Here is a 15,079-nt window from a genome sequence, read left to right as displayed (position 1 = left end):
GGTCCCATCTCGAACATGTCGGCGACGCCCATCCAGCCCTGCACCGGCTGCGCGAGCGAGCCCTGGTGCCGCGACGCGGCGTCCGCCCGTTGACTTCCCAGGTGCGCGGCCGTGCTCGCGGGTGCGGGGGCGCTCGCCGGCTCGAGGTCCGTTCTCCTCCGGCTCCCGCTCCGTTCTCCTCCGGCTCCCGCTCCGTTCTCCTCCGGCTCCCGCGACTGTCCAGGAGTTGTCGCACTCGAGCTCGAGTGCGACAACTTCTGCGCACTCGGCGACGACCGCTGGGACAGGCCCGGCGGCTCGCGACCACGCGGAAGCGGCCGTACTGGAGCGCGAGTACGGCGACTTCGGAGCAGTGGCGACCGGCTCGAGTGCGCGGGTCCGCGAGTGCTCAGGAGTTGTCGCAGTCGACGCCGAGTGCGACGACTTCTGGACAGTGGGGGGAGGGGCTCCGGGTGAGGGCTCGCGAGTGCTCAGGAGTTGTCGCAGTCGACGCCGAGTGCGACAAGTTCTGGACAGTGGGGGAGGCTCCGGTGAGGGCTCGCGAGTGCTCAAGAGTTGTCGCAGTCGACGCCGAGTGCGACGACTTCTGGACAGTGGGCGGCGTCCGAGCGGCGTCAGGGGCCCCGGCAGCACCCGTCAGGGACCCCGGCGGCACCCGTCAGGGACCCCGGCGGCACGCATCCGGGACCCCGGCGGCGCGCGTCGCGCCCGGCACCCGCGACCTAGGGTGAGGGCATGCATCCGCTCGACGCCCAGGACCCGCTCGCGCACTGCCCCGAGCTGTTCGTCCGCACCCTCCGCCTCCTCCCGCCCGGAGCCCCGCGCATGAGGGTCACCGACACGAGCGACCTGTGGTGGCGCACCGCCGTCTTCTACAACCTCGACGTGAAGACGTTCATGGACTGGGACGACGACGGCATCGGCGACCTCGAGGGCCTCGTCCACCGGATCGACTACCTGGCCGAGCTCGGCGTCAGCTGCCTCTGGCTCGCGCCGTTCTACCGGTCCCCCGGCCGCGACAACGGCTACGACATCAGCGACTTCTACGGAGTGGACGAGCGCTTCGGGCACCACGGCGACGTCGTCGAGGTGATCCGGACCGCCCACGACCGCGGGATGCGCGTGATCGTCGACCTCGTCGTCAACCACACCTCGGACCAGCACCCCTGGTTCCAGGCCGCCCGCTCCTCCCCCGACAGCCCGTACCGCGACTACTACCTCTGGCGCGACGAGCCGCCCGCCGATCAGCCCGCGAACGTGTTCCCGGACGCGGAGGACGGCGTCTGGTTCCGCGACGAGGAGGCGGGCCAGTACTACCTGCACCACTTCTACCGGCACCAGCCCGACCTCAACACCGAGAACCCGGCCGTGCGCGACGAGATCGCGAAGCTCATCGGGTTCTGGCTGCAGCTGGGCGTCGACGGCTTCCGGGTCGACGCGGTGCCCTACCTGATTGAGCCCGGCGAACGCGACGAGCACGAGTGGCTGCGCCTGCTGCGCCGCTTCGTCTCGCGGCGCTCCGGCGAGGCGATGCTGCTGGGCGAGGTCAACGTGACCCGCGAGGAGCAGCTCGGCTTCTTCGGCGGCGAGGACGCGGACGAGCTGTCGATGCAGTTCGACTTCATCGGCAACCAGCGCCTCTACCTCGCGCTGGCCCGCGAGGAGGCGGCGCCGCTCGTCGAGGCGCTCGCGAGCCGCCCCGAGATCTCCGTCGGCAGTCAGTGGGCGAACTTCGCGCGCAACCACGACGAGCTCACCCTCGACCAGCTGAGCGACGACGAGCGCGACGAGGTCTTCGCGGCGTTCGCTCCGGAGCAGTCGCAGCGGATCCACGGGCGCGGCATCGTCCGCCGCCTCCCGCCGATGGTCGACGGCGACCCGCGCCGCGTCCGCCTGGTCCACAGCCTGGTCTTCTCGCTGCCCGGGACCCCGGTGCTCTACTACGGCGAGGAGATCGGGATGGGCGAGAACGCCGACATCCCGGGCCGCAGCGCCGTGCGGACCCCGATGCAGTGGAGCAGCGCCGCCAACGGCGGGTTCTCGCGTGCCGACGCTTCCGACCTGATCGCCGCCCCTCCCGGCGGCGGCTTCGGACCCGAGCACGTGAACGCGGCCGCGCAGCTCCAGGATCCGGACTCCCTCCTGGCCCACGTGAAGGGCCTCGCCTGGCTGTACCGGCGGTCGCCGGAGATCGGCTGGGGCGAGTACACGCACCTCCCCTGCGACGAGCCGAGCGTGCTCGCGCACCGGATGTCCGCGTCGACCGGCACGACCGTCGCGGTGCACAACCTGGCGTCGAACCCGCGCACGGCGCACCTGACGCTCCCCGACACCCCCGCCGGGGCGCGGCTGGTCGACTCCCTCGGCGGCGAGTCGCTCCCGCTCGGCGAAGACGGCGCCGTGTCGGTGCCCCTCGGCGGCTACGGCGCGCGCTGGTTCCGCGTGGTCACGGAGGAGTCGCGCCGGCTGGTGTGAGCGGAGGGGCGGGGCTCTTCTCGACAGTCCAGGAGTCGTCGCAGTCGACCTCGAGTGCGGCGGCTCCTGCGTTCTCGCGCGAGCGAGCCGAGCGCGCGGCTCGAGAGTCCAGTAGTCGTCGCAGTCGCGCGCGAGTGCGACAACTATTGGCGTTTCGAGGGGGGCGGGGCAGGAACGGAGGACGAAAGCACCCACCGCACGAAACGTTACGCACACCAGTCCACGGCATCGTTGACGTCACCGCCCTCCCCCGCCTACCGTGAAGCGCAACGTTTCGCTCCCGCCGCCGCACCAGGAGGATCCGCATGGCCCCCACTCCGCCGAGCCACCGCGTCCTCGCGAGCGGCAGCCGCATCCCCGCGATCGGCGCCGGGACGTTCGGCTCCGACCGCTACGACGCCGAGACCGTCGGCCTCGCGGTCGAGCACTCCCTCCGCGCCGGCTTCCGCCTCCTCGACTGCGCCACCGTCTACGGCAACGAGCCGCGCGTCGGCCGGGCGATCGCCGACTCCGGAGTCGACCGCGACGAGCTCTTCGTCATGTCGAAGATCTGGAACGACGCGCACGAGCCCGCGGCGGCCGTCGCCTCCGTCGAGCGCTCGCTCGCCGACCTCGGCCTCGACGTGCTCGACGCCGTCTTCGTGCACTGGCCCTTCCCGAACCACCACCCGCCGCACGCCGAGACCGACGCTCGCGATCCGCACGCCCGCCCGTTCGTCCACGAGGCGTTCCTCGAGACCTGGCGCGCGCTCGAGAGCATGGTCGACCGGGGCCTCGTCCGGCACCTCGGCACCTCCAACGTCACCATCCCCAAGCTCGAGCGGATCCTCGCCGACGTCCGCATCGCCCCGCAGCTGAACGAGATGGAGCTGCACCCCTGCTTCCAGCAGCCGGAGCTGTTCCGCTTCTGCCTCGACCACCGCATCCAGCCGATCGGCTACTCGCCGCTGGGCTCGCCGTCGCGGCCGGAGCGCGACCGGGTGGAGGGCGACATCGTCGACATCGAGCACCCCGCGGTGCGGGCGATCGCCGAGGAGCGGGGCGTGCATCCGGCCGTCGTGTGCCTCGCCTGGGCGGTGAACCGCGGCCAGATCCCGATCCCGTTCGCGGTGAAGCCGGAGCAGATCGAGGCGAACCTGGCCGCCGCCTCCCTGGTGCTCACGGCCGAGGAGCAGGAGGCGCTGCGCGGCGCCGAGCGCAACAACCGGCTGATCAAGGGCCAGGTCTTCCTCTGGCCCGGCAGCACCGGCTGGCTCGACCTGTGGGACGCCGACGGCACGATCCCGGGCTGGAGCGGCTACGGCTCGCCCCGCGCCACCCTGTGACGTGGCCACCTACAAGGACCTGCAGCGGCTGACCGGCCTCTCGCTCTCGACCATCTCGAAGCACTACAACGGGCTCCCCGTGCGCCCCGAGAACCGGGCGGCGATCGAGGCGGCGGCCGCCGAGGTCGGCTTCCGCGTCAACGGCTTCGCTCGAGGCCTGCGCTCGCGGCGCTCCCGCACGGTCGGAGTGCTGCTGCCCGCCCTCGACAACGAGTTCCACCTCTCGATCATCGCGGGCCTCGAGCGGGCCCTGCGCGGAGAGGGCATCGGCGTGCTGGTCGGCGTGAGCCGCCCCGAGCCGGGAGCCGCGGTCGACCTGCTGCTCGAGAAGATGGTCGACGGGATCGTGGCGGTGCCGTCCGCGGGCGACGTCGACGCGCTGCGCCGCGCCTCCGAGCAGGGCACCCCCGTGGTGGCCGTCGACTGGATCGACGACGCACTGGTCACCGATCGCGTCGCGCTCGACAACGCGGGCGCCGGCGCCTCCGCCGCCCGCCACCTCCTCGACCACGGCCACCGCTCGATCGCGGTGCTCGGCGGGGAGGACGGAGTGTCCTCCACCCGGGAGCGGACCGCCGGCTTCCTCGCCGCACTGGCCGAGCGCGGCGTCCACCCCGCCGCCGACGCCGTGGTGCGCGGCCCGCTGACGGTCGAGAGCGGAGTCGCCGCCGTCGAGCGGATCCTCGCCCTGAGCCCCCGGCCGACCGCCCTGTTCGCGAGCAATCGCGAGCTGACGGTCGGCGCCCTGATCGCCCTCGGCGACTCCGGACTGCGCGTGCCGACGGACCTCTCCGTCGTCGGCTTCGACAACGTCGAGCTGGCCCGCGTGGTCCGCCCGCACCTGACCACGATCGCCCAGCCGACGGAGGCGATCGCCGCCGAGGCCGCCGCCCTCGTCCGCCTCCGCCTCGACTCCGGGGCGGAGCAGCCCGGTCCCCAGGAGCGGAGGCTCCCCGGCCGCCTGCTCGCCGGCTCGTCCGTCGCCCACCTCCACGACCTCTAGGAGCTCCTCTTGCTGACCACGACCCTCCTCCACCCCGAGATCCTGCACGCGCTCGCCCGCGCGGGCCACGGCTCCCGCGTCCTCATCGCCGACGGCAACTACCCCGTCGGCACCACGCTCGGACCGAACTCCGCCCTGGTGCACCTGAACCTCCGGCCCGACATGCTGACCGTCGACGAGATCCTCGACGCCCTGCTCTCGGCGATCGTCGTCGAGGAGGCGACGGTCATGACCCCCGCGCCCGGCATCGACGTCCCCGCGCAGGACTCCTTCCGCCGGTCCCTCGACGGCGTCCCCTTCACCTCGCTCGAGCGGCACGCCTTCTACGCCGAGGCGCGCACCCCCGACGTCGCGCTCACCATCGCCTCGGGCGACCGCCGCATCTACGCGAACCTCATCCTCACGATCGGCGTGCGCCCGGCCGACGCGTCCTGAGCGGGCGGGCGGGGCGTCGTCCCGCCCGCCCCCGCTCCCTGAGAGTCCACGAGGCGTTCTCACGGCCGGCATCCCTACTCTGGTCGGCGTGGATCTCGACACCCTCCTCAACATCGGCCTCGTCGTGCTGTTCGTCCTCCTCGGAGGCGTCTTCGCGGGCACCGAGATGGCCATCGTCAGCCTCCGCGAGAGCCAGGTCCGCGCGATCGAGGCCGGCAGCGAGCGCGGCCGGCGCATCGCCGAGCTCGTCCGCAATCCCAACATGTTCCTCTCCGCGGTCCAGATCGGCGTCACGCTCGCCGGCTTCTTCTCCTCGGCGTACGGTGCTTCGACCATCGCGCCCGACCTCGTGCCGCCGCTGCAGTCGCTCGGCCTCTCGGCCTCCGCCGCCTCGACCGTCGCCCTGATCCTGATGACCCTCGTCATCGCGTACCTCTCCCTGGTGCTGGGCGAGCTGGTCCCCAAGCGCCTGGCGATGCAGAAGTCCGTCGCGTTCACCAAGGCCCTCGCGCCCCCGCTCAACGCCCTCGCGCGCCTGATGCGCCCCGTGATCTGGCTGCTGTCCGTCTCGACCGACGCCGTCGTCCGCCTCCTCGGCGCCGACCCGCGCGAGAAGGGCGAGAGCGTCTCGGCCGACGAGGTGCGCGACATGATCTCCAGCAACACCGAGATCCACGAGGACAGCCGCCGGCTGCTCACCGACATCTTCCGCGCGGACGACCGCCGCGTCGCCGAGGTGATGCGCCCGCGCCCGGACGTCGACTTCCTCCGCGGCGCGCTCAGCGTGGCCGAGGGCTACGCGGCGGTCCTCGACCAGCCGCACTCGCGCTACCCGGTGGTCGGCGACGACTTCGACGACGTGCTCGGCTTCGTCCACGTGCGCGACCTGATGTCCGCGTTCCCGGAGGCGGGTCGCGCCGGCACCGCGAGCAGCGTCGCCGACATCACCCGCCCGATCCTCGCGGTCCCCGGCACGACGAAGGTGCTCGCGGCCCTGCGCACCATGCGCCAGGACGGCCACCAGATCGCCGTCGTCATCGACGAGTACGGGGGAACCGACGGCATCATCACGCTGGAGGACCTGCTCGAGGAGCTCGTCGGCGAGATCTACGACGAGTACGACGGCGCCCGCCAGGCGGTCGACGCGAAGGCGGCCGAGCAGCTGCACGACGTCGACGGCGGGATGATCCTCGAGGACCTGGCGGAGCAGCTGGGCATCGAGCTGCCCGAGGGTCCGTACGAGACGGTCGGCGGCTTCGTCCTCGACCGGATCGGCCGTGTGGCCGTCGTGGGCGACTCCGTGCTCGTCGGCGACCACCTGCTCCGCGTGGCCGAGACGGACCGCTACCGCATCTCGCGGCTGACCCTCGTGCCGCAGCCCGCGTCGGAGCCGAGCCCGCCGACGGCGCCCGCCGTCTGGCGGGCGACCGGCCGCGCCTAGGGCAGAGGGCCCTCCACCCAGCGCGTGGCGGCGCGGCCGCGGGCTCCGGGCTGCGCGATCCACAGTCCGCCGGCGTGCGGATGACGCGCCCGCTCGTCCGCCGAGAGGTCGCGTGATGCGGAGGTGACGACCGCGATGTCCAGGTCCTCGCCCGCGAAGGCGATGCTGGAGGAGTGCGGGGCGTCGATCCTGATGCCCTCGCCCTCGACCGGGCTGCCGTCGGCCTCGAACACCCGAACGCCGCTCCCGCCCCAGACCGCGACCCACACGCGGCCGTCGGCGTCCACGGTCAGTCCGTCGGCGAACACGCCCTCCTCGAGCTCGACGAACAGCTCGCGCGGGCCGTGCTCGGCGTCCGCGTAGGAGCGGCGGTGGATCACGCCCGACTCGGTGTCGGCCGAGTACAGCACAGAGCCGTCCGGCGAGAAGCCGAGTCCGTTCGAGAGCCGCAGGTCGTCGTCGAGCACGGTGACGGATCCGTCGTGCTCGATGCGCAGCAGGACGTCGTCGCCCGCCGACTCGCCGAGGGTCAGCGAGCCGACCAGGAGGCGCCCCTGCGGGTCGATCGTGCCGTCGTTGAAGCGGTGACCCTCCGGCAGCAGCTCGGAGCCGCGCGTGAGGGAGCCGTCGACCTCCAGGATCGCGAGCCGTCGGGTCAGCGCGACGAGCGTCCGCCCGTCGCCCAGGGGCAGCGCGGCGCCGACCTGCTCGCCGACGTCGGTGCGCGAGATCGCTCCGATCCCCTCCGCGGTGACGGGGGCGGACAGGACCGCGCCGGCCTCGATGTCGACCCAGGTGAGGCGGGCGGTGTCCGGATCCCAGACGGGCCCCTCGCTGAGGACGTAGGTGGGGGTGCCCGCGGGCGTCGCGTCGATCATACCTCCACGCTAGGCCGAGGAGGCGGGCGGTGTCAGGCCCCGCGGAACGGATCCGGGCTCGCGTCCACCGCGCCTCGCTCCGCCTCCGGGTGGGCACCGATGCCCGGGATACACCCGCTCGGCGGTCCGTGACAAGGGGTGAATAGCCCGGCGATATGGAGCCGCCCGCGGGTCTAGTGTCGTCTCGCCGCGCTCGGGACAGCGTTCCTCCGCAACGACGCCGGGGCGACAGGAAGGCGCTCGCCATGTCGACATCCACCAGTCCGCGCGGCCCGGTCCGGAGCCTCGTGCCCGCCCGCATCGACAGGCTCCCCTGGACCCGCTTCCACTGGTCGATCGTCGTCGGCCTCGGCTTCTCGTGGGTGCTGGACGGACTCGAGATCCAGATCGTCGCCTCCGCCGGCTTCGCGAAGGAGTTCGGGCTCTCGGCCTTCGAGGTCGGCCTGCTCGGCACGATCTACCTGTGCGGCCAGATCGCGGGCGCCCTGATCTTCGGGCGGCTGAGCGACAAGCTCGGGCGGCGCAAGCTGTTCATCCTGACGCTCGTCATCTACCTGGTCGCCAGCGGCCTGGCGGGGCTCGCGCCGAACTACGTCTTCCTCGCCGTGTTCCGCTTCTTCGCGGGCATGGGGATCGGCGGCGAGTACGCGGCGATCAACTCCGCGATCGACGAGCTCATCCCCTCCAAGTACCGCGGCCGCGTCGACATCGCGATCAACGGCACGTACTGGGGCGGCGCGGCTCTGGGTTCCGCGGCCAACCTGTTCTTCCTGAACGACGCGCTCTTCGCCGAGAACGTCGGCTGGCGCCTCGGCTTCTTCCTCGGCCCGATCCTCGGACTGGCGATCATCTACCTCCGCCGCCACATCCCTGAGAGCCCCCGCTGGCTGATGACGCACGGCCGCGAGGAGGAGGCGGAGCGCACCGTCGACGAGATCGAGCGCCGGGTGGAGGCCGAGGGCGGCGTGCTCGAGCCGGTCGACGACGCGAAGGCGATCACCGTGAAGGCGACGGAGAGCATCCCGTTCCGCACCATCGCCCGGGTGCTGCTGCGGCAGTACCCGAAGCGGACGCTGGTGGGCGCGACGATGATGATCACCCAGTCGTTCCTCTACAACGCGATCTTCTTCACCTACGCGCTGGTGCTCGAGAACTTCTACGGAGTCGAGCAGAGCGCGATCTCGTACTTCTTCTTCCCGTTCGCGATCGGCAACCTCGTCGGGCCGCTGGTGCTCGGCCACCTGTTCGACGTGTGGGGCCGGCGGAAGATGATCTTCCTCACCTACGGTGTCTCGGGAGCGGTCCTGGCCGTCTCGGCGGTCCTCTTCAGCATGGACGTCCTGACCGCGACCACGCAGACGATCCTCTGGTGCGTGTCGTTCTTCTTCGCCTCCGCCGGAGCCTCGAGCGCCTACCTCACCGTGAGCGAGATCTTCCCCCTCGAGCTGCGCAGCCAGGCGATCTCGTACTTCTTCACCCTCGGCCAGATCGCCGGGGCGGTCGCCCCCGCCCTCTACGGCGCCCTGATCGGCGACGGCAGCGACCGCGGTCCGCTGACGATCGGCTACTTCGTCGGCGCCGCCGTGATGATCCTCGGCGGCGTGATCGCCCTGATCTTCGGCGTGGACGCCGAGCGCCGCAGCCTCGAGAGCATCACCGAGCCCCTGTCGACCGTGAAGTCCTGAGGGCGGATCGCCGCGAGGCCGGGAGCCGTTCCGAGGCGTCTCGGAGCCGGCGTCTCGGGGCCGGCGTGGGCCGCCGTCAGTGGGCCGGGCGGTAGCCGGTCCGGTCGTCGGGGGTGATCGAGCGGAGGACGCGGGCGGGGACGCCGGCCGCGATGGTGAGCGGAGGGACGTCGCGGGTGACGACGCTGCCCGAGCCGATCACGGCCCCGTCGCCGATGGTGACGCCCTGGTTGATCGTGACGCCGCCGCCGATCCAGACGCCGTCGCCGACGACGACCGGCTTCGCGGTGCAGGCGCCGGCGGCGCGCTCGGCCGGGTCGAGGGCGTGGTTCGACGTGTAGATCGCGACGCGGGGGCCGAACAGCACGTCGTCGCCGATCGTGATGGGGGCGCCGTCGAGCAGGATGCAGTCGAAGTTCGCGTAGAAGCGGTCGCCGATCGTGATGTTGAACCCGAACTCGCAGCGGAACGTCGGCTCGAGGTGCGCGTCCGCGCCCACCGAGGCGACGAGCTCGCGGAGCAGAGCCTCCCGCTCGACCGGGGGACGCCCGAAGCTCGCGTTGTACGCGTTCGAGGCGAGGACCGCCCGCTCGCGCGCGGCGACCAGCTCGGGGGTCATGTCGTCGTACACGGCGCCGGTCAGGATGTGCGCGCGCTGGTCCTCGAGGGTCATCGTCGTCCGTTCGTCGGTGTCGGCGCCCCGACGGGTGCCCGCGCCCACGCTACGGGGCCGCCGCGCGCCGGGACGCCGCCTCCTCCGCCGACGCACCGCTCCTGCAGCGGTGTCTCGATGACGGAGCGGCGTCTCGGCGCCATCCCGCAGCAGGAGCGGCACCTCCGCGCCGCCACTCCCCCGCCGCGCAGCAGGCGTCAGCCCACGTGCACGCCCGGCCGGCGGTCCCGGCGGGACTCCGCGCGGCGGAGGACCTCGCGGGTGACGGGGGCGACCTCGCCGGTGCCGGTGATGAGGAAGCGGAACATGTTCGAGATGGGGCCGCCCTCGGTCCACTCGAAGTAGACGTCCGGGATCACGCCGGTGAGGTCGCGGATCTCGAGCAGCACCGTGGCGATGGTGTTCGGGATGTTGCCGCTGGTCACCGTCAGCACGCGGAAGCCGTGGCAGACGCGGCCCTGCACGACCAGGTCCTCCTCGAAGTCGGAGGAGTCGGTGGTGTGCACCTCGAGGAAGAGCACCGGGCCGCGCATCGGCAGGTTGCTGTCGCGCTGCTCCTCCGCCAGCTTGTCCCGGTACTCCGCCTCGGAACCGTCGTCGGGCTCGTTCGCGAGGATGCGGATCACGCCGTAGTCGTCGGCGTCCGTGGTGAGGAAGTCGATCGCGGCGGCGTCGAACACCACTGAGGTGGCGCGCAGCTGGAACGAGCGGTGCACCCGCGAGACGAGCGAGACCGCGAGGATGCCGACGATGAAGACCGCCGCGATCCGCACGCCGTCGGGCCTCTCGACCACGTTCACGACCGTCGTGTAGACGAAGACCAGCGCGATGACCGCGAAGCCCACGGCGCGCTTGCGCTGCTTCCTGCGCTTCGCCGAGAGGAACACGGCGACGGACGCGGAGGTGATCAGCACCAGCACGCCGGTCGCGTAGGCCCCGCCCTGCGCGTCGACGTCGGCGCGGAAGAGGATCGTGATGACGAAGGCGACGACGGTGAAGACCAGCACGAGCGGACGGACGGCGCCGGCCCACTGCGGAGCCATGCCGTAGCGGGGCAGGTAGCGCGGGACGATGTTGAGCAGGCCGGCCAGCGCGGAGGCGCCCGCGAACCAGAGGATGCAGATCGTCGCGACGTCGTAGACCGTGCCGAAGCCCTCGCCGAGGTACTCGTGCGCGAGGTAGGCCAGCGCGCGGCCGTTGGCCTCGCCGCCCGGCTGGAACTGCGCCTGCGGGATGAGCAGCGTGGTGACGAAGCTCGAGGTGATGAGGAACGCCGACATCGTGACGGCGGCGGTGATGAGCAGCCGCTTCGCCCCGCGGATGCGGCCGACGGGGGCGTCCTCGGTGTCGCCCGCGTCGCCGCGGATCTGCGGCATGACCGCGACCCCGGTCTCGAAGCCGGAGAGCCCGAGCGCGAGCTTGGGGAACACGATGAGCGCGATGCCGACCATGATCAGCGGATTCCCGTGCTGGGTCGTGAGCGCCGACCACCAGTCGCCGATGACGACGGGGTTCTCGGCCACGTGCCCGATCGCCACGGCGATCACGATCGCGTTGAGCAGGAGGAACACGGCCACGAGCACGACCGCGATCGAGATGGCCTCGCGGAACCCGCGCAGGAACACGATCCCCAGCAGGGCGATCAGCCCCAGCGTGAGCGGCACCTCCGCCCCGTGGAACCAGGCGGGGGCGAACGGGTTCTCGACCGCGTGCGCCGTCGCGTCGGCCGCCGAGAGGGTGATCGTGATCATGAAGTCGGTGGCCGCGAACCCCAGCAGCACGAGCACGAAGAGCTTGCCGCCCCACCAGGGCAGCAGGCGCTCGAGCATCGCGATCGACCCCTCGCCGCGGAAGCTCTCGCGGGCCACGCGGCGGTAGACGGGGAGCGCGCCGAGGAGGGTCAGCACCACCAGGACGATCGTCGCGAGCGGAGAGACGAGGCCCGCGGCGAGCGCCGCGATGGCCGGCTGGTAGCCGAGGGTCGAGAAGTAGTCGACGCCGGTGAGGCACATGACGCGCCACCACGAGTGCGTCTTGCCGGTGGCCGCGTGGGGGCCGGGGTGCGCTCCGGAGTCGTCGCGGAGGCCCTCGAGGAGCCACGCCTTCACCCCGCCCGCGCGCGCGGAGGAGAGGGGGGAAGGTTCGAGGGCGTCGGGGTTGCCACGGACGACGGAAGAGGTCACTGGATGTTTCTACTCGCCGTGAGGAGCGCGCCCGCCCGGAATGAGCGGATCCTCACGCTTTCCTCACGGGTAATCGGCTGGGGAGGGACGTCGACGCGCGATCCCGCGTCGTGAGGGGGTCGTGAGGGCATCGTGAGCGGCGCGCGAGCGGACCGTGCGGATCGGCCCGGTACGCGTCCGCGTTCCGTCAGGATCCCCTCCCACCCGCCGTCGCGGGGCGACGATGGCGCTCGTGCACCTGCTCCTCCGCCTCCTCGACGCCGGCCCCCGCTGGGGCCGCCACACCGTCGGCGCGAGCCGGTACGGCGTCGTCCGGAGCGAGCTCGTCGTCTTCGCGCCCGGCACCTCCGTCGAGGAGCGGAGGCGCCTCCGCCTGCACGCGGCCGGTCCGCAGCTGGTCGTTGCCGTGACGGCCGCCGGCGCCGTCGGGACGCTCGTGCTCGACCGGCTGCCGCTCCTCCTGCTGGCCGCGCTCGCCCTGCCGACCGCGTCGCTCCTGCTCTTCTCGGCCCGCTCGACCCGCCGCCTCCGCCGGGCCTGCGCCCGCCGGCTCGTGATCGCGGAAGTCGACTCCCCCGCCGTCGCCGAGCAGGCGGCGATCGCGGCCGCGCTGCGGCGGGCCGACCGGCTGCTCGACGCCGGCGTCCTCACTCCGCTCGAGCACGAGGAGGTGTGGGCCTGCGCCCACGACCGGGTCGCGGGCCGCGTGGCTGACCGCCGCTCCCAGCCCCGGGCGGGAGGATCGGGGACGTCCGCCACCGATGGGAGCCCCTCATGACCACACCGCGCCGCGCACTGATCCTCGTCGACGTGCAGCAGGAGTACTTCAGCGGTCCGCTCGAGATCCAGTACCCGCCGCACGCGCAGTCGCTGCCGAGGATCGCCGCCGCCCTCGACTCCGCCGCCGCGGCGGGCCTCCCGATCGCCGTCGTCCAGCACAGCGCGGGCGAGGGAGCGCCGATCTTCGACCCGTCGGGTCCGTCCTTCGCCCTGCACCCGGAGATCGAGAAGCGCCGCTCGGACTCGTGGAAGAACGTCACGAAGCAGTTCGGCACGGTCTTCGCGGGGACCGACCTGCTCGACTGGCTCCGCGAGCACGACGTCGACACGATCACCCTCGTCGGCTACATGACCAACAACTGCATCCTCGCCTCGGCCGCCGAGGCCGAGACGCACGGGCTCCGCGCCGAGGTCCTCTCGGACGCGACGGGCGCGATCGCGATCTCGAACGACGCCGGCTCCATCGACGCGCACTCCCTGCACACCACGCTGATGGCGCTGCTCAACTCGAACTTCGCCGCCGTCGCCCCGACCACCGTCTGGATCTCGGCGCTCAAGGGCTAGCACACCCTCCCCATGAGCAGCCTGCCCGAGTCGGCGACGGCGGGCGCCGCTCGCTGACGGGCACTCCTCCGGACGGATCGGCCGGCTCTACTCTCGGTGCATGGCCCTTCTGCACCGTTCGACGATCACCCCCGGGAAGCTCGAGATCGTGGAGGCATGGGCGCCGACGCAGCCCTGGTGCGAGGGCGGCGGATTCACGCAGCTCGGCGCCTACCGGTTCGACGACCCCGATGGCGAGGTGGGAGTGGAGACGCTGATCGTCCAGTCGTCCGGGCAGCCGCCGCTCCAGGTGCCGCTGACCTACCGCGGCTCGCCTCTCGCCGGCGGTGACGCGCATCTCCTCGCGACCGTCGAGCACACCGTCCTCGGTCGTCGCTGGGTCTACGACGGTGCCGGCGACCCCGTCGCGATCGCCGCCTTCGCCACGGCGATCCGCACCGGCGCCCGGGAGGTCGAGCAGCATTTCGAGGAGGACGGGCAGCGCATCGTCCGCCCGCCGACCGCGACGGTGCAGGGCAGCGGATCAGGCGCCGGAGCGTCCGGGCCGCCGTCGACGGTGCTCGTCCGCAGCGACGCACGGACCACCGCGACCTCGGCCGACGGTCTGACTCTCGTCCTCGCGCGGGTCCTCGCGCCGCCGTTCCTCGAGGGCGAGGAGCGGCTGACCGGCAGGTGGAGCGAGGCGCTCCCCGTCACCCTCGCCGTCCTGGCCTGAACCGGCTCCGGTGGTCCGCCGCCCTCCGTCGCCCGGGTCGGGGGCGACGGACGGCGGCGCGCTCCGGGAGGACCTGCTCAGTGGCCGCGCAGTGCCGCGACGGTCCGAGTGGGACTAGTCGTTCAGGTGCGCGATGGCGTAGTCGGCCTCGTCGCTCGTGAACTGCTCCCCGTACTCGCTGGTCAGCTGGTCGCGGATGGCCTCCGGCGCCATCGCCATCTGGGCCTGGTAGTCCTTGGCCTTCGCCAGCGCGTTGGCGTTCCAGTCTGCGGAGACGGTGTCCACCGCGTACTGCGCGGCCTCGGGTGAGAACTGCTCCCCGTACTCGGAGGTGAGCTGGCCGTACAGGCCCGCCTTGCTCATGTGGAGCATCTCGGAGTAGCTCTGCGCCTTGATGAGTGCCGAGGAGAACTCGGGCGAGACCTGCGCAGCAGCCGCCGTCTCGACAGGCGCCGGGGCAGGGGCGACCGTCTCGACGGGTGCGGGCTCCGCCGTCTCGACGGGTGCGGGCTCCGCCGTCTCGACGACCTCCGCCTCCTCTGTGGCCGGCACGACGGGAGCGGTCGTGGGCTCGGACGACTCGACGATCACGGCCGCCGGGCGGTCGCTCGAGGCGGAGTTCACGGCGGCTCCGAAGCCGATCGTCGTCAGGAGCGAGGCGAGGACGGCCAGACCGCCGAGGACGACGCCGGTGATCGACATCGCCTTCGACTGACCGCGGCGGAGGGCGAGGATGCCCAGGACGACGGCGGCGATCCCGACGAGTGCTCCGAAGACCGGCACGAGGCCGACGAGGAACGCGACGATGCCGACGACGAGTGCGGCGATGGCGAGGCCGGCCGATCCGTCCGGAGGAGTGCCCGTCAGCGAGCGGCGCCCGCCGTCGCCGACTCGGGCAGGCTGCTCATGGGGAGGGTGTGCT

The 15,079-nt window shown here is 72.3% G+C and carries 13 protein-coding genes; 9 read left to right on the top strand and 4 right to left on the bottom strand.

Annotated features, from left to right (window positions below):
• The first annotated feature begins 825 nt into the window (after positions 1 to 825).
• From C5D04_RS15855 to C5D04_RS15835, 5 genes are all read left to right on the top strand, one after another.
• Positions 826 to 2,475 carry an alpha-amylase family protein gene (locus tag C5D04_RS15855; protein ID WP_104348001.1) on the top strand — a complete coding sequence of 550 codons (1,650 nt, stop codon included), beginning with the start codon at positions 826 to 828 and terminating at the stop codon, positions 2,473 to 2,475.
• A 305-nt stretch (positions 2,476 to 2,780) separates the two neighbouring features.
• Complete coding sequence (locus C5D04_RS15850) at positions 2,781 to 3,800, top strand: aldo/keto reductase (RefSeq protein ID WP_104347999.1); 1,020 nt, start codon at positions 2,781 to 2,783, stop codon at positions 3,798 to 3,800.
• A 1-nt stretch (position 3,801) separates the two neighbouring features.
• Positions 3,802 to 4,803, top strand: a complete 1,002-nt coding sequence (locus C5D04_RS15845; protein WP_104261685.1) for a LacI family DNA-binding transcriptional regulator — start codon at positions 3,802 to 3,804, stop codon at positions 4,801 to 4,803.
• A gap of 9 nt (positions 4,804 to 4,812) precedes the next feature.
• Complete coding sequence (locus C5D04_RS15840) at positions 4,813 to 5,238, top strand: RbsD/FucU family protein (protein WP_104269762.1); 426 nt, start codon at positions 4,813 to 4,815, stop codon at positions 5,236 to 5,238.
• A gap of 88 nt (positions 5,239 to 5,326) precedes the next feature.
• Positions 5,327 to 6,679, top strand: coding sequence for a hemolysin family protein (locus tag C5D04_RS15835; protein WP_104347998.1), 1,353 nt, complete (start codon positions 5,327 to 5,329; stop codon positions 6,677 to 6,679).
• On the opposite strand, the gene C5D04_RS15830 is transcribed toward C5D04_RS15835, so the two are convergent.
• Complete coding sequence (locus C5D04_RS15830) at positions 6,676 to 7,557, bottom strand: SMP-30/gluconolactonase/LRE family protein (protein WP_104258287.1); 882 nt, start codon at positions 7,555 to 7,557, stop codon at positions 6,676 to 6,678. The two genes, C5D04_RS15835 and C5D04_RS15830, sit on opposite strands and share 4 nt — an antisense overlap.
• A 245-nt stretch (positions 7,558 to 7,802) precedes the next feature.
• Here C5D04_RS15830 and C5D04_RS15825 point away from each other — a divergent pair, with 245 nt between their 5' ends.
• A complete protein-coding gene (locus tag C5D04_RS15825) occupies positions 7,803 to 9,242 on the top strand; it encodes an MFS transporter (RefSeq protein WP_104225083.1) in 1,440 nt (479 codons plus the stop codon).
• Between the two features lie 76 nt (positions 9,243 to 9,318).
• Here the strand turns inward: C5D04_RS15825 and C5D04_RS15820 are convergent, their stop codons facing one another.
• Both C5D04_RS15820 and C5D04_RS15815 read right to left on the bottom strand, forming a co-directional pair.
• Positions 9,319 to 9,915 (bottom strand): sugar O-acetyltransferase, encoded by a 597-nt coding sequence (locus tag C5D04_RS15820; protein ID WP_104258293.1) that lies wholly within the window; start codon positions 9,913 to 9,915, stop codon positions 9,319 to 9,321.
• A 197-nt stretch (positions 9,916 to 10,112) separates the two neighbouring features.
• Positions 10,113 to 12,098 carry an amino acid permease gene (locus tag C5D04_RS15815; protein WP_104347997.1) on the bottom strand — a complete coding sequence of 662 codons (1,986 nt, stop codon included), beginning with the start codon at positions 12,096 to 12,098 and terminating at the stop codon, positions 10,113 to 10,115.
• Between the two features lie 232 nt (positions 12,099 to 12,330).
• On the opposite strand from C5D04_RS15815, the gene C5D04_RS15810 reads away from it, so the two are divergent.
• The 3 genes from C5D04_RS15810 to C5D04_RS15800 all read left to right on the top strand — a co-directional run bounded on the left by C5D04_RS15810 (position 12,331) and on the right by C5D04_RS15800 (position 14,157).
• Positions 12,331 to 12,876, top strand: coding sequence for a DUF6611 family protein (locus C5D04_RS15810; protein WP_181137734.1), 546 nt, complete (start codon positions 12,331 to 12,333; stop codon positions 12,874 to 12,876).
• Entirely contained in the window at positions 12,873 to 13,442 is a 570-nt protein-coding gene (locus tag C5D04_RS15805; protein ID WP_104347995.1) for an isochorismatase family protein, read from the top strand. Before C5D04_RS15810 ends, C5D04_RS15805 begins: the two co-directional genes overlap by 4 nt.
• A gap of 100 nt (positions 13,443 to 13,542) precedes the next feature.
• Entirely contained in the window at positions 13,543 to 14,157 is a 615-nt protein-coding gene (locus tag C5D04_RS15800) for a hypothetical protein (RefSeq protein WP_104347994.1), read from the top strand.
• 114 nt (positions 14,158 to 14,271) lie between these two features.
• Here C5D04_RS15800 and C5D04_RS15795 read toward each other — a convergent pair.
• A partial coding sequence (locus C5D04_RS15795; RefSeq protein WP_308471772.1) for an Ltp family lipoprotein occupies positions 14,272 to 15,079 on the bottom strand: 808 nt, incomplete at its 5' end.

The sequence above is a fragment of the Rathayibacter sp. AY1D2 genome, from assembly GCF_002932695.1.
GTDB lineage: Bacteria > Actinomycetota > Actinomycetes > Actinomycetales > Microbacteriaceae > Rathayibacter.
Note: the sequence above shows the minus strand (reverse complement) of the source record. Positions and strands in the feature narration are given on the sequence as shown.

Bases quoted from the DNA above. Each gene is read 5' to 3' on its own strand.
- C5D04_RS15800 (WP_104347994.1), top strand. From the start codon at position 13,543: ATGGCCCTTCTGCACCGTTCGACGATCACCCCCGGGAAGCTCGAGATC.
- C5D04_RS15825 (WP_104225083.1), top strand. From the start codon at position 7,803: ATGTCGACATCCACCAGTCCGCGCGGCCCGGTCCGGAGCCTCGTGCCC.
- C5D04_RS15830 (WP_104258287.1), bottom strand. From the start codon at position 7,557: ATGATCGACGCGACGCCCGCGGGCACCCCCACCTACGTCCTCAGCGAG.
- C5D04_RS15855 (WP_104348001.1), top strand. From the start codon at position 826: ATGAGGGTCACCGACACGAGCGACCTGTGGTGGCGCACCGCCGTCTTC.
- C5D04_RS15850 (WP_104347999.1), top strand. From the start codon at position 2,781: ATGGCCCCCACTCCGCCGAGCCACCGCGTCCTCGCGAGCGGCAGCCGC.
- C5D04_RS15805 (WP_104347995.1), top strand. From the start codon at position 12,873: ATGACCACACCGCGCCGCGCACTGATCCTCGTCGACGTGCAGCAGGAG.
- C5D04_RS15820 (WP_104258293.1), bottom strand. From the start codon at position 9,915: ATGACCCTCGAGGACCAGCGCGCGCACATCCTGACCGGCGCCGTGTAC.